Source organism: Cupriavidus pauculus, from assembly GCF_003854935.1.
Classification (GTDB): domain Bacteria; phylum Pseudomonadota; class Gammaproteobacteria; order Burkholderiales; family Burkholderiaceae; genus Cupriavidus; species Cupriavidus pauculus_C.
In genome coordinates this window covers 1,304,411-1,320,172 of record NZ_CP033970.1, presented here as the reverse complement: position 1 = coordinate 1,320,172, position 15,762 = coordinate 1,304,411, and the positions used below count along the sequence as shown (strand labels likewise).

Annotated in this window: 14 protein-coding genes; 5 read left to right on the top strand and 9 right to left on the bottom strand. The window is 69.5% G+C overall.

The window, feature by feature from the left end:
• Nucleotides 1-8: 8 nt before the first annotated feature.
• Nucleotides 9-1,013 (top strand): CDF family Co(II)/Ni(II) efflux transporter DmeF, encoded by a 1,005-nt coding sequence (dmeF, locus tag EHF44_RS24015; protein ID WP_124686182.1) that lies wholly within the window; start codon nt 9-11, stop codon nt 1,011-1,013.
• On the opposite strand, the gene EHF44_RS24010 is transcribed toward dmeF, so the two are convergent.
• The 4 genes from EHF44_RS24010 to czcI all read right to left on the bottom strand — a co-directional run bounded on the left by EHF44_RS24010 (nt 1,001) and on the right by czcI (nt 7,156).
• Nucleotides 1,001-4,186, bottom strand: coding sequence for a CusA/CzcA family heavy metal efflux RND transporter (locus EHF44_RS24010; RefSeq protein WP_124686181.1), 3,186 nt, complete (start codon nt 4,184-4,186; stop codon nt 1,001-1,003). The genes dmeF and EHF44_RS24010 overlap by 13 nt on opposite strands.
• 15 nt (nt 4,187-4,201) lie before the next feature.
• Nucleotides 4,202-5,452: an efflux RND transporter periplasmic adaptor subunit gene (locus EHF44_RS24005; RefSeq protein ID WP_124686180.1), complete on the bottom strand. Its 1,251-nt coding sequence runs from the start codon at nt 5,450-5,452 to the stop codon at nt 4,202-4,204.
• Between the two features lie 12 nt (nt 5,453-5,464).
• Entirely contained in the window at nt 5,465-6,739 is a 1,275-nt protein-coding gene (locus tag EHF44_RS24000; protein WP_124686179.1) for a TolC family protein, read from the bottom strand.
• A 72-nt stretch (nt 6,740-6,811) separates the two neighbouring features.
• Nucleotides 6,812-7,156 carry a cation efflux protein, CzcI family gene (gene czcI, locus EHF44_RS23995; protein WP_124686178.1) on the bottom strand — a complete coding sequence of 115 codons (345 nt, stop codon included), beginning with the start codon at nt 7,154-7,156 and terminating at the stop codon, nt 6,812-6,814.
• Nucleotides 7,157-7,495: 339 nt separating this feature from the next.
• On the opposite strand from czcI, the gene EHF44_RS23990 reads away from it, so the two are divergent.
• Nucleotides 7,496-7,960, top strand: coding sequence for a hemerythrin domain-containing protein (locus EHF44_RS23990; RefSeq protein ID WP_124686177.1), 465 nt, complete (start codon nt 7,496-7,498; stop codon nt 7,958-7,960).
• Nucleotides 7,961-8,164: 204 nt separating this feature from the next.
• On the opposite strand, the gene EHF44_RS23985 is transcribed toward EHF44_RS23990, so the two are convergent.
• Nucleotides 8,165-9,076 carry a manganese catalase family protein gene (locus EHF44_RS23985; RefSeq protein ID WP_124686176.1) on the bottom strand — a complete coding sequence of 304 codons (912 nt, stop codon included), beginning with the start codon at nt 9,074-9,076 and terminating at the stop codon, nt 8,165-8,167.
• A 275-nt stretch (nt 9,077-9,351) separates the two neighbouring features.
• On the opposite strand from EHF44_RS23985, the gene EHF44_RS23980 reads away from it, so the two are divergent.
• On the top strand, nt 9,352-9,963 hold the full coding sequence (locus EHF44_RS23980; protein ID WP_124686175.1) for a ProQ/FinO family protein: 612 nt from the start codon (nt 9,352-9,354) through the stop codon (nt 9,961-9,963).
• 157 nt (nt 9,964-10,120) lie between these two features.
• Here the strand turns inward: EHF44_RS23980 and EHF44_RS23975 are convergent, their stop codons facing one another.
• From EHF44_RS23975 to EHF44_RS23960, 4 genes are all read right to left on the bottom strand, one after another.
• Nucleotides 10,121-10,945 (bottom strand): alpha/beta fold hydrolase, encoded by an 825-nt coding sequence (locus EHF44_RS23975; RefSeq protein ID WP_124686174.1) that lies wholly within the window; start codon nt 10,943-10,945, stop codon nt 10,121-10,123.
• A 118-nt stretch (nt 10,946-11,063) separates the two neighbouring features.
• Entirely contained in the window at nt 11,064-11,318 is a 255-nt protein-coding gene (locus tag EHF44_RS23970; RefSeq protein ID WP_124686173.1) for a hypothetical protein, read from the bottom strand.
• 451 nt (nt 11,319-11,769) lie between these two features.
• The gene (locus tag EHF44_RS23965; RefSeq protein WP_124686172.1) at nt 11,770-12,765 is read right to left on the bottom strand and encodes a tripartite tricarboxylate transporter substrate binding protein; all 996 of its coding nucleotides are present in this window, start codon (nt 12,763-12,765) and stop codon (nt 11,770-11,772) included.
• A 45-nt stretch (nt 12,766-12,810) separates the two neighbouring features.
• Nucleotides 12,811-14,025, bottom strand: a complete 1,215-nt coding sequence (locus tag EHF44_RS23960; protein ID WP_124686171.1) for a CaiB/BaiF CoA transferase family protein — start codon at nt 14,023-14,025, stop codon at nt 12,811-12,813.
• Between the two features lie 96 nt (nt 14,026-14,121).
• Between EHF44_RS23960 and EHF44_RS23955 the strand changes: the two genes are divergently transcribed.
• Nucleotides 14,122-15,033, top strand: coding sequence for a LysR family transcriptional regulator (locus EHF44_RS23955; protein WP_124686170.1), 912 nt, complete (start codon nt 14,122-14,124; stop codon nt 15,031-15,033).
• Between the two features lie 96 nt (nt 15,034-15,129).
• Complete coding sequence (locus tag EHF44_RS23950) at nt 15,130-15,762, top strand: MarR family winged helix-turn-helix transcriptional regulator (protein WP_253700200.1); 633 nt, start codon at nt 15,130-15,132, stop codon at nt 15,760-15,762.

Genomic DNA, 15,762 nt, shown 5'->3' with positions numbered 1-15,762 from the left:
GCGGCACCATGCGCACACACGATCTTTCCCCCTGGACCCATTCCCACGTCTTCGACGGCGGCAACCGCGCGGCCGAGCGCCGCACGCGGCTGGTGATGCTCATCGCGGCCGCGACGATGTTCGTCGAGATTGCCGCCGGCCTCTGGTTCAACTCGATGGCGCTGCTGGCCGATGGCTGGCACATGAGCTCCCACGCGCTGGCCATCGGCCTGAGCGCGTTTGCCTACGCCGCCGCGCGCCGCTACGCCAACGACGCGCGGTTCTCGTTCGGCACCTGGAAGATCGAGGTGCTGGCCGGCTTTGCCAGCGCCGTCTTCCTGCTCTGCATCGCCGGGCTGATGGTGTTCGGATCGGTCGAGCGGATGATCAGCCCGCAGGACATCCACTACAAGGAGGCAATTGCCGTCACGGTGGTCGGGCTGGTCGTCAACCTGGCCAGCGCGCTGATCCTGGGCGGCGCCCACGACCATGGGCATCATCACGGCCACCACGGCCATTCTCATGACCACCACCACGACCACCACCACGACCACCACGACCTGAACCTGCGGTCCGCGTACGTCCATGTGCTGGCCGATGCGGCCACGTCGGTGCTGGCCATCGTGGCGCTGGCGGGCGGCTGGCTGCTGGGCTGGGGCTGGCTGGACCCCGTGATGGGCATCGTCGGCGCCGTGCTGGTCGGCACGTGGGCGCTGGGCCTGCTGCGGCAGACCGGCGTGGTGCTGCTGGACCGCGAGATGGACCACCACGTCGTGGCCGAAATCCGCGAGGTGCTGGCGCCGTTCGAGGCCGCGCCCGGCAACACGCGGATCGCCGACCTGCACGTCTGGCGCGTGGGCAAGGAAAAGTTCTCGTGCGCGCTCAGCCTGGTCACCGACGACGCCATGCTGTCGGCGGCGACGATCCGGCAGGCGCTTTCCATCCACGAGGAAATCGTCCACCTGACCGTCGAGATCCAGCGCTACAGCGATCTGCCGGCAGCCGGCCACCACCCGGCGCCTCACGCGGGCTGAGGTCCTGCTCCCTGCGCCGGTGCGGCCTCGGCGGCCTCGGCCGACGGATCGGCGTCGCGCCGGTGGGCCAGCCGGTACAGCACCGGCAGCACCAGCAGCGTCAGCGCCGTGGACGACAGGATGCCGCCGATCACCACGGTCGCCAGCGGCCGTTGCACCTCGGCGCCGGTGCCGGTGGCGATGGCCATCGGCACGAAGCCCAGCGACGCCACCAGCGCCGTCATCAGCACCGGCCGCAGCCGTGTCAGCGCGCCCAGCCGCACGGCGTGGTCAAGCGGATGGCCTGCTTCGCGCAGCGCGCGGATGAACGACAGCATCACCAGCCCGTTCAGCACCGCCACGCCGCATAGCGCGATAAACCCCACCGCCGCCGTGATCGACAGCGGGATGCCGCGCAGCCACAGCGCCAGGATGCCGCCGGTCAGCGCGAACGGGATGCCGGTGAACACCAGCAGCCCGTCGCGCACGTTGCCGAACATCGCGAACAGCAGCGCGAACACCAGCAGCAGCGCCACCGGCACCACCACCTGCAGCCGCGCCCGGGCCGACTCCAGTTGCTCGAACGTGCCGCCCCAGGTCGTCCAGTACCCCGGCGGAATCCGCACCTGCCGCTGGATGGCCGCCTCGGCCTCCGGCACGAACGATCCGATGTCGCGCCCGCGCACGTTGGCGCTGACCACGATGCGGCGCTTGCCGTTCTCGCGCGAAATCTGGTTCGGGCCCGGCGCCACGTCCAGCGTCGCCACCTCGCTGAGCGGAATGAACGTGGTGCGGCCCTCCACGGCGCGGGGCAGCGGAATCGGCAGCCGGCGCAGCGCCTCCACGTCGGCGCGCACGGTCTCGGGCAGCCGCACGACGATGTCGAAGCGGCGGTCGCCCTGGAAGAACGTGCCCGCCTCGCGGCCGCCGATGCCGGTGGCCACGGCCTCCTGGACGTCGCTCATGTTCAGCCCGTAGCGCGCGGCCTTGTCCCGGTCGATGTTGACGGTCATCATCGGCAAGCCCGTGGTCTGCTCCACCTTGACCTCCTGCGCGCCCGGGATGCCCTGCAGCACGGCCGCCACGCGCCGCGCCGTGTCGTCGAGCACCGCGTTGTCGTCGCCGAAGATCTTGACCGCGACGTCCGCGCGCACGCCGGAGATCAGCTCGTTGAAGCGGAGCTGGATGGGCTGCGAGAACTCGTAGTTGTTGCCCGGGATCGTGGCTACCTCGGCCTGGATGGCTGCCAGCAGTGCCGCGTGAGTCTTGCGCGGCGCGGGCCAGTCGCGCTCGGGCTTGAGCATGATGTAGCCGTCGGACACGTTGGGCGGCATCGGGTCCGACGCAATCTCGGCCGTCCCGGTCCGCGCGAACACGCGCTCGATCTCGGGAAATTTGGCCTTCAGCGTGGTCTCGATCTGCTGCTGCATCGCCACGGACTGCGACAGGCTCGTGCCCGGAATCCGCAGCGCCTGGATGGCCATGTCGCCCTCGTTCAGGTTCGGGATGAACTCGCTGCCCAGCCGCGTGGCCATTGCCACGCAGAGCACCACGGCCACGCCCGCGAACGTCAGCACCACCGGCGTGTTGGCCAGCGACCGGTCCAGCATCGGCGCATAGCGGCGGCTGGCCCACTGCATGAGCCGGTTTTCCTTCTCCGCCACGCGCCCGCCGATGCCCAGCGCCACCGCCGCCGGCACGAACGTCACCGACAGGATCATGGCGCCCAGCAGCGCCAGCACCACCGTGAACGCCATCGGGTGGAACATGCGGCCTTCCACGCCGGTCAGCGCAAAGATCGGCAGGTACACGATCATGATGATGAGCTGGCCGAAGATCAGCGGCCGGCGGGCCTCGCGCGCCGCCGCGAACACCTCGTCGAAGCGTTCGGCGCGCGTCAGCGGCCGGCCGTGGCTGGCCTGCGCATGGGCCAGCCGCCGCACGCAGTTCTCCACAATCACGACCGCGCCGTCCACGATGATGCCGAAGTCCAGCGCGCCCAGGCTCATCAGGTTGGCGCTGACGCGGTAGCTGACCATGCCCGTGAACGTGAACAGCATGGCCAGCGGAATCACCATCGCCGTGATGACCGCCGCGCGAAGATTGCCCAGGAACAGGAACAGGATGGCGATGACCAGCACGGCCCCTTCCAGCAGGTTCTTCTTGACCGTGGCGATGGCCTTGTCCACCAGCCGCGTGCGGTCGTACACGGTGACGATCTTCACGCCATCGGGCAGCGTGCGGTTGATGGCCGCCACTCGGATGTCCACGGCGCGCGCCACCGCGCGGCTGTTCTCGCCGATCAGCATGAAGACGGTGCCCAGCACCACCTCCTTGCCATTCTCGGTGGCCGCGCCGGTGCGCAGTTCCCGGCCCACCGACACGTCGCCGATGTCGCGCACGCGGATCGGCTGGCCCTGGGCCGTGCCGACGATGATGTTGCGCAGGTCGGCCTCGGACCGCACCTGCCCCGGCGCACGCACCAGATACTGCTCGCCGCGCCGCTCGATGTAGCCGGCGCCCACGTTGTCGTTGTTGCGGTTCAGCGCGTGGACCACGTCGGTGAGCGTCAGCCCGTAGGCGGCCAGCCGCTCCAGGCTGGGCGCCACCAGGTACTGCTTGTCGAAGCCGCCAATCGTGTTGACTTCGGTCACGCCGGGCACGTTGCGCAACTGCGGCCGGACGATCCAGTCCTGGATCTCGCGCAGGTCCGTGGGCGTGTAGGCGGTGCCGTCCGGCTTGCGCGCGCCGTCGACGGCCTCCACGGTCCACAGGTAGATCTCGCCCAGGCCGGTGGAGATCGGCCCCATCGCCGGCACCACGCCGGCCGGCAGCTTGTCCTTGGCCTCCTGGATGCGCTGGTTGACCAGCTGGCGCGCAAAGTAGATGTCGGTGCCGTCGTCGAAGATGACCGTCACCTGCGACAGGCCGTAGCGCGACAGCGAGCGCGTCTGCGCCAGCCCCGGCAGCCCGGCCATCACCACTTCCAGCGGATAGGTGACGCGCTGCTCGGTCTCCAGCGGCGAATAACCGGGCGCGGCCGTGTTGATCTGCACCTGGACGTTGGTGATGTCCGGCACCGCGTCGATCGGCAGCCGGCTGTAGTTGTAGGCGCCCAGCGCGGCCATGGCCAGCACCGCGCACAGCACCAGCCACCGCTGGGCGATGGCGAATCGGATCAGACGTTCGAACATGGCGGTCTCTCCGGGTCAGTGGCTGTGCTCGGCGCCGGCCTTGCCCAGCTCGGCCTTGAGCACGAAGCTGTTGGCCGCCGCGTAGCGCGTGCCCGGCGCCAGGCCGTCGACGATTTCCACCACGCGGCCGTCGGCGCGGCCGGTCTTGACGGGCCGGACCACGAAGCCGTCGGCCACCGCCACGAACACGGCGGGCCGGCCATCGATCTGCTGCACGGCGTCGGCCTGCACCGCCACCGGCACCTGCACCTCGGCCCCGTAGACGTCGACGGTCACGAACAGCCCGGGCCGCCACGCCATCTGCGGATTGGTCAGCGTCACGCGCGCCTTGGCCGTGCGCGTCTGCTCGCCCAGCAGCGAGCCGACGTACGACACCGTGCCCTCGGCGCGCACGTCGGACGACGTCGACGTGATCGTGGCCTTCTCGCCGACGCGCACCTTTTCCAGGTCCTTGGCCGATACCACGAACTCGGCCCAGACCGACGACAGGTCCGACAGCGTGAACACGTTGGCGTTGTCGGCCACCGCCTCGCCCAGCGCGATGTGCTTCTCGACAATCAGCCCGTCGAACGGCGCGCGCAGCTCGTAGCGGTTCAAGGCCGTGGCGGCATCGCTGGCACCAATGGCGGTGAGCTTCTGGCGCGCGTTGCGGACGCTGATCTGGGCCTCCTGCAGCGCGTTGCGCGCGGCCAGGTAGTCCTGCTCGGCGGAGATCTTCTGCTCGAACAGCCGCTTCTCGCGGTCGAAAGTGACGCGGGCCAGGTCCAGCCGCTGCTGCGCGGCCAGCAGCTCGCTGCGCTGGTCGGACAGCGTGGAGCTGGCCAGCACCGCCAGCACCTGTCCCTTGCGCACTTGCTGGCCGATGTTGGCCGGCACGCTCTCCACCACGCCGGTCAGCCGCGGCACCACGTGCGCGGTGCGGTCCTCGTTGAAGCGGATCTCGCCCGGAAAGGCCACGCCGGTACGCAGGCGCGCCGGCGCCGCGGCCTGCACGGTCACGGCCGCGGCGGCGAGCTGGGCGGGCGTCAGCACCACCTTGTCCGGCGTGGCGTTGGCGGCGGCCGGGGTGGCCGGGGCGGACGCCGGGGCCGGATGCGCCGCCTGTTCGTTCGCGTGCGGCTCGCTGGCCGTGTGGGCCTCGGCATCGGCGTGTCCGGCATGGTCGTGGGGGGCCGAGCGGCCCGTCATCAGCACCGCGCCCGTCGCGATGCCGCCCACCAGTACGATCGCCGCGATGGCGGCCTGTTGTTTTGGGGTCATGGCCATGATGTGCGGCTCCTAGCGTCCGAGGATGCGGTCGATCGTCGTCGCCGCCTGATAGGTCTGCCCCAGCACGCCGAGGTAGCGGATACGTGCCTGGAACAGCGTGCGCTGTGCGTCCAGCACGTCGAGATAGTTGAACTTGCCGGCCTCGAAGCCGATGGTCGCGGCGTTGTACGCCTGTTCGGCGCCGGGCAGCACCGTGGCCTTCAGGGTCTGGGCCGACGCGCGCGAGACCGATAGCTGGTTCGACGCCTGCAGCAGGCTGCGGGTCAGGTTGATCCGGTTCGCCAGATGTTCGTCCTGCGCCTTGTCGGCCTGCCGGATCGCCGCGTAGAGGTTGCCCTGGTTGCGGTCGAACAGCGGCAGCGGAATGGCCACGCCAAGCACGGCCATGTTGCGGTTGGCCTCGTTGTCGCGCTTGGCGCCCAGGCTGACGGTCACGTCGGGATACTGGCGGCTGCGCTCGACGCCGATCACGGCCTGCCGGCGGTCCAGTTCGGCCCGGCTGGCGGCCACCAGCGGCGAGCCTTCCAGTTCCTGCTGCAGGATGGCCGGCGCGGGCCGGGACGGCAGCGCGTCGAGGTTGCCCTGCGCCTCGGCAAAGCGCGGGGCCGTGTTGCCCCAGAGCGCCGTCAGCGCCTGCCGTGCCGATTCCAGGCCCGCGGTGGCCTCGGCCAGTTCCAGCTCGGCGTTGGCCTGCTCCACGCGCGCCTTGGTTTCGTCGACCGGCGAGATCTTGCCAGCCGCCACGCGCCGGGCAGCGGCCTGGGCGCCGCGCGCGGCGATATCGGCCGATCCGGCGGCCAGCTTGACGCGCTCCTGCGCGATCAGCACGGCAAAGAAGCTTTCGATCACCTGCGCGCGGATGTCGCCACGCACGCTGGCCAGCGTCGCCTGCGCCAGTTCGCGCGTGCGCTCGGCGGCGTCGATCCGTGCGGACCGCTTGCCGCCCAGTTCGATCGGCAGGTTGACCTGCCCCGTCGTGCTGCGCGTGGCGCGCCGCGTGTCTTCCATGACGGCGGCAATCTCGGGGTTGGGAATGGTCCGCGCCTGCATGATGCCGCCCTCGGCGGCGTCCACGTCGCGCGCGGCGGCGGATACGCTGAAGTTGCTGGCCGCCGCCAGCGCCAGCGCGGCGTCGAGCGTCAGCGGGCCGGCCGTCTCAAGCGGCAGCGCCGGCCACGCGGGCGCGACGGCCGGCGGCGGCGTGGCGGGGCCTGGCTGCGCCAGGGCAACGGTTGGGCTGAGGCATGCTGCCGCCAGCCCGAGCGGCATGAATAGTCTTCGCATCGAATTGCACCAGGGTTCTTGACCGGGAGAATTCGGCGAGACGCGAAGGAGAGAAAGTCGTCGTCCCGCCGGTCAGGCGAGACGCAGCCACTGGGGCCGGTCGGGGGCGCGGGCGTTCATCGACGTGAAGGCCGCCGGGTGGGTCGCGTGCAGCGGCTGGGCGCGCCGGATGCCGTCCAGCCTGGCCGGCTGGGCATCGACGAACGGCAGGGAGATGGCGTGGCAAACGCCGCAGTCGGTATCGGCAACCGCCTTTTTGTCCACATCGGGGGCGGCGTCCTGATGGCGATGCTCGTGGTGGCCCAGGTGACGCGCGGCGGCTGCGGCGGTCTCGTGCTGGCAATAGCGTGCCGCCGCCGCCCACGAAAACTGGAACGGCAGAATCAGCAGCAGGAATATCAGCAGGTAGCGTCGCATGCCAGCGGCGGGAAGATCGCTTTGAGACGGGGGCGGGTCCACAGAACCGGGCGAGTTTACCGGAATCCCGGCCCGCCCAACATGACAAACACCTTACTTTTGCGGCCGTGGCCGCGCCTTGGCGCAGGTCACCCGGTTGGCATTCTTTCAATGCGTGGCGTTTATCGCCACCGGCTTGACAAGCGGCCGGCGCGCGCCGTGGCGCACGGTCCGCACCAGCGGGCCCATCGCGCGCCATGCGGCGCTGGAATGCGATTTGCTATCCCGTAAGAAGGGGCGGACCCGCGCGCCGGGCCCCCGCCCTGCCAGACCAAGACCAACCCCACAGCACGAGACATCATGGACAAATCCAAAGTACCCGTGGAGCAGCGCGCCGCGCTCTCCCTGCTGGTGGACGACCACCGCGCCGTCAAGAAGCTGTTCAAGGCGTTCCAGGATGCCAAGGACGATGCCACGAAGCAGTCGATTGCCGCCGAGACCTGCCAGATGCTGAAGGTGCACGCGCAGATCGAGGAAGAGATCTTCTACCCGGCGCTGCGTGGCGCCAGCGACAAGATCGACGACATGCTGGACGAGGCCCAGGTGGAGCACGCCGTGGCCAAGGACCTGGTGGCCAAGGTGGAGGCGGGCGACAAGGAAATGCTGGAGGCCCACTACACGGTGCTGTCCGAATACGTGGGGCACCACGTCGAGGAAGAGGAAGGCGAGCTGTTCCCGGCCGTGATCCGCGCCAAGGTGGACCTGCGCGAGGTGGCCGAGCAACTGGAAGCCCGCAAGACCGAACTGATGGGCCAGCCGGCCTGATCACCTGATCCCCCGCGATCGCCCGCCGGCTCCGGCCGGTACGCCAGCGCCTATCGGCGCTGGCTTCGCTTCGGCCCGCCGTATCCGCTCAGATCAGCCCGGCCAGCGCGCAGAGTCCGGCCACGTTGACCAGCAGGCCGGACAGCAGCCGCAGCGGATGGCGGCGCCAGCAGCGCCGGGCCGCCATCGTCACGCAGCCGTCGTTCACGTCTTGCTCGCGGCCATGTCCTGGCCGGTGCCATCGGCATCGCCCTCGGCCTTGCCCAGGTCGACGCCGGTCTCGGGATCGCTGTCGACGTCAGACTGGCCGCGCGTGGCAAACGCTTCGAGCGCCGATAGCTGGTCGGCTGGCATCGACACGCTGGCCGAGCCGTCGCCCCCGTCCACCGCCGGCGGCGGGTCTTCGACGAACTCGAACGTACTGTCGGCATTCCACGGGCCGCGCAGCGTCTCGGCACCCTGCGACATCTTGAAATAGACGCTGGCGAACTTGGGGTCGGCCGGCGCCTTTCCGGGCGGGAAGCTCGGGGTGATCGAGTACAGCGCCTTTTCGAACGACTTCTGGTGCGATACCTCGCGCGTCATCAGGAAGCCCAGCGCCTCCTGCACGCCGGGGTCGTCGGTGACGTTCATCAGCCGTTCGTAGATGATCTTGGCGCGCGCCTCGGCCGCGATGTTCGAGCGCAGGTCGGCCGTGGGCTCGCCGATCGAATCGATGTACGCGGCCGTCCACGGCACGCCCGCCGAGTTGATCAGCGCGGGCCCGCCGCCGTAGAGCAGCTGCGTGACGTGGCTGTCGTTGCCGGCGCCCTGCAGGGACCGGTACAGCTCCGCCTCCTGCTGCACGCCTTCGGCCAGGTCGCCCTTGGCGCCACGGTTCAGCATGGCGATGATCGAGCCGATGACCTCCAGGTGGCTCAGTTCCTCGGTGGCGATATCGAGCAGCATGTCCTTGCGCCCCGGGTCTTCCTCGGCCAGCGCCTGCGTGAAGTAGCGGCACGCGGCCGCGAGTTCGCCCTGCGGGCCGCCGAACTGTTCGAGCAGCAGGTTGGCCAGGCCCGGGTCGGGTTGCGAGACGCGGACGGTGTATTGCAGACGCTTGTTGTGCACGAACATGGGAGACCCCTCCAGAGTGCGATGGTAAAAGCCCTGTCTTCAGGACGCGCTTACCTCCGCAACGACCATGCCACTGCGGCGCGTGAGGTCCGCCGTGCCCATGCCCCCGCCGTTCGCACCGATGCGGCCGGCGCCGGTGTAATCGAGAAGTGGAGGTTTTTCCGACCGATGCCGCCGCACGCGCGCGGCAGGCGCCACGTTCGGTTCCGGCGCCGGTTCGGGCCGTGCAGGGCGCGGCTGATATAATCCCGCGACGTTTTATTGGGCTTGACGAAATGGGCTTCGAACAACTGGCAGCACTCAAGGCAAAACTCGCCGAACAGGCAAAGAAGGAGGCACGGGAAAAGCAGCCCCGCGCCCCCCGGCGTCCCGCGCCCGCTGCCAAGGCCAAGCCCCCGGCAGAGGGCAAGGCCGCTACGGCCAAGCCGAAGGCCGAGGCACCGGTCGATCCGGTGGTGCGCACCTTCGGCAAGCTGCAGAAGCGCTTTCCGCTGGCATTCCCGAAGAATCCCGCGCCCAAGGTGCCGCTCAAGGTCGGCATCTTCGAGGACCTGATGACGCATGCCGAGCAACTGGGCCTGACCGAGGCCGAGCTGCGCGATGCGATCCGCACGTGGTGCCGGGGCGGCCGCTACTGGGCCTGCCTGACCGAAGGCGCGCCGCGCGTGGACCTGGCGGGCGAGCCCGCCGGCGAAGTGACCGCCGCCGATGCGCGGCGTGGCCGCCAGTTGCTGGCCGGCCGTTCGCGCCAGGGCCAGGCACGCGCCAAGAAGCCCGCCCAGCCGGCCCAGCCGGCCGAACAGGCAGCGGCAGGCGACACGGCCCCACCCGCTGCATCGGCACCGCAGGAACCTGCGGCGCCCACGCCGGCACCGACCGGCGAATGACCGACAGCCCGGCGCACCCGCGCCGGGTTTTTTGTTGCAGCCTTGCTCCCTCCCGCCACGTTCTGACATCAGCGGCCGCTCGCGCCGCCCATGCTGCCGCCACCGCCATTGACAGCCGGGCACGCCCCGGGGGCGGGCAGGCGTGCCCGCGCCGGGGTCAGCCGCGGATGAACGCCAGCAGGTCGGCGTTGATGGTGTCCGCGTGCGTGGTCGGCATGCCGTGCGGGAAGCCCTTGTACGTCTTCAGCGTGCCCTGCCGCAGCAGCTTGGCCGACAGCGGCCCGGAATCGGCGTACGGCACGATCTGGTCGTCATCGCCATGCATGACCAGTGTCGGCACGCCAATCTTCTTCAGGTCTTCCGTGAAATCGGTCTGCGAGAACGCGACGATGCCGTCGTAGTGCGCCTTGGCGCCGCCCTGCATGCCCTGGCGCCACCAGTTGGCGATCACGCCTTCCTGCGCCTTCGCGCCGGGCCGGTTGTAGCCGTAGAACGGGCCTTCCGGGATGTCGCGGTAGAACTGCGCGCGGTTGTTGGCCACCTGCGCCTGGAAGCCGTCGAACACCTCCTTCGGCAGCCCGCCCGGGTTGGCTTCGGTCTTGACCATCAGCGGCGGCACGGCGGCAATCAGCACCGCCTTGGCCACCCGGCTCTCGCCGTGGCGGGCCAGGTAGCGCACCACCTCGCCGCCGCCGGTGGAATGGCCGACGTGGATCGCGTTCTTCAGGTCCAGATGTGCGGTCACCGCCGCCAGGTCGTCGGCATAGTGATCCATGTCGTGGCCGTCGGCGGTCTGCGTGGAGCGGCCGTGGCCGCGCCGGTCGTGGGCGATCACGCGGAAGCCCTGGTTCAGGAAGAACATCATCTGCGCGTCCCAGTCGTCCGCGCTCAGCGGCCAGCCGTGCGAGAAGACGATGGGCTGGCCGCTGCCCCAGTCCTTGTAGAAGATGTCGACGCCATCCTTGGTCCTGACGGTTTGCATGCTTTCCTCCCTGTGAATGCCCGGCGCGCGGCCGGGGCTTGCGTTGGCGGCCCCCTGGAAGACGGCATCGTCCCATCGCGGGGTGGGAGGGGTGAAGTGAAAGTTTTCTGCGTCGAGATTAGTCTTGTCGCAATGCCGCGCCGGGCGGCTCCCAGGGCTGCCGCGCGCGGTCCGCGGCGGCGCGGGTCCAGCGCAGCGCGCGCAGGCTGTGCTGCATCGTATGCAACACCCGCAGGGCCAGCGCGGTGTCGCCGGCGTCGCGCCGGCAGGCCCGGATCAGGGCGATCTGGCGCCGGATCCGCGTGCGGGTCTCGGCGATCTGGATGGCCTGGGGATCGTCAGCCCAGGCCCGGGGTTCTGTGGGGATAGTCAAGTCCTCTCCTGCCGGGCGGACCGCATGACAGGGAGGGCACCAGATGCCTCACGTAGAGGCCATGGAAGAGCGTCTGCCGCAGCGCAATTTCTACCGCCCGAAGCTTCCGCAACGCGTCATGCGTGTCCACGAGGTACCGCAGTACCTCCATCGCCATTTCGGGGCGATGCGTATCGCTGCGCGCGGCTCTGATGAGGCGGATCTGCGCTCTGATCCGGCCCCGAGTCTGGTCAATCGCGCGGTCCAAAGCGGCGATCCGGTCGTCGATGCAGTCAATGACGTAGGAATACATGGCAGGCATCTTTATTCCGCCCCCCATGGACGCAAGCTTCGGGCCACCGGCGCGTGGCGGCGCCGGCGGTCTTGCCAGGGCGGTTGGCCCTGTTGTAGCGGACGCGGCCGGAGATGGCAGGGTGCGAAAGGCTGCCTTATCGGACAGGCACGCCAGCCATCAATTGGCGCTGATGTTCTTTTCCTTGACGATGGCGCTCCAGCGGTCGTAGTCCTTGTTCAGGCGCGCCTGCATCTGCTTGCCGTCCTGGAACGAGGCGATGGCGCCCGCCGTCACCAGCTTCTGCTGCAGCTCCTTGTCGCTGCCGATGATGCTGCGCGTCTCGCTGGCGATGCGGTCCACGATGGCCTGCGGCGTGTCCAGCGGCGCGATCAGGCCGCCCCACGAGTCGAAGTCGAAGCCCGGGAAGCCCTGCTCGGACACCGTCTTCACGTTCGGCAGCAGCACGCGCGCGTTGGGCGAGCTCAGCGCGATGGCCTTGAGCTTGCCGGCGCGGATGTGCGGCAGCGCGGCCACCACGTCGGCGAACATGATGCCCACCTGGCCGCCCAGCAGGTCGGCCACGGCCGGCGCGCTGCCCCGGTACGGCACGTGCAGCATGTCGAAGTGGCCCAGGTCCTTGAGCTGCTCCATCGCCAGGTGGCCAAAGCTGCCCGTGCCCGAGCTGGTGTAGCTCAGCGGCGTCTTGCTGGCCTTGGCAAAGCGGATCAGGTCGGGCAGTGTTTCCACGCCCGGCACCACCTGCGGGTTGATGACGATGGCCATCGGCAGCACGTAGACCGTGGCCACCGACAGGAAATCCTTCTTCACGTCGTAGGCGTTGGTCTTGTACATCAGCGGCGCCAGCAGCGCCGGCATGCCGAACATCGACAGGTTGTAGCCGTCGGGCGGGCTCTTGATGAAGCTGGCCGTGCCGATGGAACCCGACGCGCCCGGCTTGTTCTCGATGATCACCTGCTGGCCCAGGCGCTCGGACAGCTTCTGGGCCACGATGCGCGCGGCCGTATCGGTGGGGCCGCCGGCCGGAAAGGCCACCACCATCTTGATGAACTTGTCGGGCCAGCCAGTCTTGGCCATCGCGGCGGGCAGCAGGGCGGCCAGCGATGCGACGGCGCCCGCCTTGAGCACGCGGCGGCGGTTCAGCAGATGGGTCATGGTTTGTCTCCTCGGGAATGAAATGCAGGTCTTGTCTGGGTGTGGTCAGATCACGCCGCGCGCGCGCAGGCCCGCGATGGCGGCGTCGTCGAGCGCCAGCCGTTCGCGGAACACCTCGTGCGTGTGCTGGCCCATGTGCGGCGGCGGCAGGCGCACGGGCATGCGCTGGCCGTCCATCGCGTACGGCGGCGCCAGCACGGCCTGCGGGCCGGCCTCGCTGTCGTCGAAGCGATGGAGCAGGCCCGCCTGCGCGGTGCGTTCGGACTGCAGCGCGTCGAGCATGCCCAGCACCTCGCCGCACGGAATCTGCGCCGCGGTCAGCCGCTGCAGCAGATCGGCCCGGCTGAACGTGCGCAGCGCGGCGCGAATCTCGGCCAGCAGCGTGTCGCGATGCGCGGAGCGCGCCGTATTGGTGGCAAAGCGTTCGTCCTCGGCCCATTCGGGGCGGCCGATCACGTCGCGGCAGAAGCGCTGGAACTGGCCATTGTTGCCCACGGTGATGACCAGCGGGCCGTCGGCCGCCTCGAACACGCCGTAGGGCACGATCGACGGATGGGCGTTGCCGAACTTGGGCGGGTCGCCCTGCTTGAGCAGCGCTTCCATGCCGTAGTAGGACGTGATCATGAGCCCGCAGTCGTACAGGGCCATCTGCACGTGGCGGCCCCGGCCGGTGGACTGGCGCGCGTACAGCGCGGCCAGGATGGCCTGCGCCGCGTACATGCCCGTGAACATGTCGACGGCGGCCACGCCGAACTTGAGCGGCCCCTGGCCGGCCTCGCCGTTGGTCGCCATCACGCCGGCCTCGCCCTGCACCACGAGGTCGTAGCCGGGGCGCTCCGCCTCGGGCGTGAAGCGGGCGTAGCCGGAGATCGAGCAGTAGACCAGGCGGGGGTTCAGCGCGGCGAGCTGGTCGTAGCCCAGCCCGAGCTTTTCGGCGCCGCCAACCTTGAAGTTCTGGATCACCACGTCGCTCTGGGCCGCCAGTTGGCGGGCCAGCGCCGCGCCCTCCTCGCTTTGCAGGTCCAGCGTGACGGACCGCTTGTTGCGGTTGGCGCTGTTGAAATACGACGTATTGCGCGTGCCGATGCGCACGCCCCAGTCGCGGGTATCGTCGCCGCGCGACGGATGCTCCACCTTGACGACATCGGCGCCCAGGTCGGCCAGCGCCATCGCGCACATCGGGCCGGCCAGCACGCGCGAAAGGTCCAGCACGCGCAAGCCGGCCAGCGGCAGCGGCGCTGCTTTCTGTTCTTGTTGCATGGTTCAACGTCTCCTATGGACGCCGATTGTCCATATGTTCCATATGCTTGACAATTGCAACCGAAACTGACGACATATGAAAACCTGGAGTTGACAATGGACTTGGGCGCGCTGTCGCTGCTGGTGGACATCATCGACGCCGGCAACCTGAGCCGGGCGGCCGTGCAGCTGGGCATGAGCCGGGCCAACGTGAGCAAGCGGCTGAACCAGTTCGAGCGGCAACTGGGCGCCGAACTGCTGCGCCGCAGTACGCGGCAACTGGAGCCGACGGAGCTGGGCTGGCAGCTCTACGAGCATGGCCGGGCAATCCGGCACGAGCTGATGGCGGCCCAGGAATCGGTCCAGAGCCTGGGCAAGCGGCTCAGCGGCACGGTGCGGCTGAGCGTGCCGAGCGGGTTCGGCCAGCACACGATGTCGGCGTGGTTTGTCGAATTCATGCGGCTGTATCCGGCCATCACGCTGAACGTGATTTTCGACAACGACATCGACGACCTGGTCAAGGGTGCCGTCGACTTCGCCGTGCGCGTCATGGGCGAGGCGCCGTCCAACGCGGTCTCGCACAGCCTGGGCGACGTGGAGTACGTGGCCTGCGCCACGCCGCAACTGGTGCGCGAAACCGGCATGCCGCACACGCTCGACCAGTTCAAGGACCTGCCGCTCATCACGTCCGAACTGACCGGCCAGAAGCTGCTGGTGGCCGGGCGCGCCGGCACGGCGGGCGGCCAGGCCCAGATCCGGCCCCGGCTGATGTCGGCCAACTTCTTCTTCCTGCGCGACACAATCCTGCAAGGGCTGGGCGTGGGCCTGGTGCCCCGCTACATGGTCGACCGCGACCTCGCGGCCGGCACGCTGCTGCAACTGCCGCTGCCGCCCCAAGACCTGGCCTTCCTGCGCACGACGATGTACCTGCTCTACATGCCCGCGCGCTACCAGACCCGGGCGGTGACCACGCTGATTGCGTTCGTGCGGGCCTGCGCGGCCCGCTCGCCGAACCTGGGGGCGGGCTGAGGGACGGGCGCCCCGCAGCCTTTCCGCCTGCAAAGCGGTTGTTTAAGCTATCATCTGGCCCACGCGCCCCAAACCTTGCCTGAACCGTTCCCTTCCATGCCGAAGTCCACCTCCACGCCGCGCGCGAACGGGTCCGTCCCCGCCGCGGCGACCAAGTCACCGGTCCGGCCGGGCCGCGCCGGGATGCAGCCGCTGCCGGCCGAACGTCCCGACCACGACCTGGACCACTCCGTCGGCTACCTGCTCAATCGCGCCGCCAGCATCATCGCCGCGCGATTCAGCGACGACCTGAAGCCGCACAACATCAACCTTCAGGCGTGGCGGGTGCTGGCCGCGCTGCGCCACGAGGACCACCAGACGCTGTCCGACCTGGCCAGCCACACCGGCGCGGAAATCTCGTACCTGTCCCGCGCGGTGGCGGCGCTGGAGGAGCGCGGCTTCCTGCGGCGCGACGTGTCGGCGACGGACAAGCGCAACATCCACCTGTCCCTGACGCCCGCCGGCGGCGCCATCGTCGCCGAACTGGCGCCGCGCGCCTGGGACATCGAGCGCGCGTCGATGTCCGGCGTGTCGCCCGAGGAACTGGCCGCCACGCTCAAGACGCTGCGGGCCATCTTCACCAACCTCGTCGACGGCTGCCAGAGCGCCACGGGCGTCAACCGCAAGCTGACCGTGGCGCGCCGGGTGCGGCGCAAGGCGGCGCAGGACGATCCGGACCTGACCGCCTGA

Excerpts from the sequence above, each read along its gene's own strand:
- dmeF (WP_124686182.1), top strand. The coding sequence starts at position 9 with ATGCGCACACACGATCTTTCCCCCTGGACCCATTCCCACGTCTTCGAC.
- EHF44_RS24010 (WP_124686181.1), bottom strand. The coding sequence starts at position 4,186 with ATGTTCGAACGTCTGATCCGATTCGCCATCGCCCAGCGGTGGCTGGTG.
- EHF44_RS24005 (WP_124686180.1), bottom strand. The coding sequence starts at position 5,452 with ATGGCCATGACCCCAAAACAACAGGCCGCCATCGCGGCGATCGTACTG.
- EHF44_RS24000 (WP_124686179.1), bottom strand. The coding sequence starts at position 6,739 with ATGCGAAGACTATTCATGCCGCTCGGGCTGGCGGCAGCATGCCTCAGC.
- czcI (WP_124686178.1), bottom strand. The coding sequence starts at position 7,156 with ATGCGACGCTACCTGCTGATATTCCTGCTGCTGATTCTGCCGTTCCAG.
- EHF44_RS23990 (WP_124686177.1), top strand. The coding sequence starts at position 7,496 with ATGGACAAATCCAAAGTACCCGTGGAGCAGCGCGCCGCGCTCTCCCTG.
- EHF44_RS23985 (WP_124686176.1), bottom strand. The coding sequence starts at position 9,076 with ATGTTCGTGCACAACAAGCGTCTGCAATACACCGTCCGCGTCTCGCAA.
- EHF44_RS23980 (WP_124686175.1), top strand. The coding sequence starts at position 9,352 with ATGGGCTTCGAACAACTGGCAGCACTCAAGGCAAAACTCGCCGAACAG.
- EHF44_RS23975 (WP_124686174.1), bottom strand. The coding sequence starts at position 10,945 with ATGCAAACCGTCAGGACCAAGGATGGCGTCGACATCTTCTACAAGGAC.
- EHF44_RS23965 (WP_124686172.1), bottom strand. The coding sequence starts at position 12,765 with ATGACCCATCTGCTGAACCGCCGCCGCGTGCTCAAGGCGGGCGCCGTC.
- EHF44_RS23960 (WP_124686171.1), bottom strand. The coding sequence starts at position 14,025 with ATGCAACAAGAACAGAAAGCAGCGCCGCTGCCGCTGGCCGGCTTGCGC.
- EHF44_RS23955 (WP_124686170.1), top strand. The coding sequence starts at position 14,122 with ATGGACTTGGGCGCGCTGTCGCTGCTGGTGGACATCATCGACGCCGGC.
- EHF44_RS23950 (WP_253700200.1), top strand. The coding sequence starts at position 15,130 with ATGCCGAAGTCCACCTCCACGCCGCGCGCGAACGGGTCCGTCCCCGCC.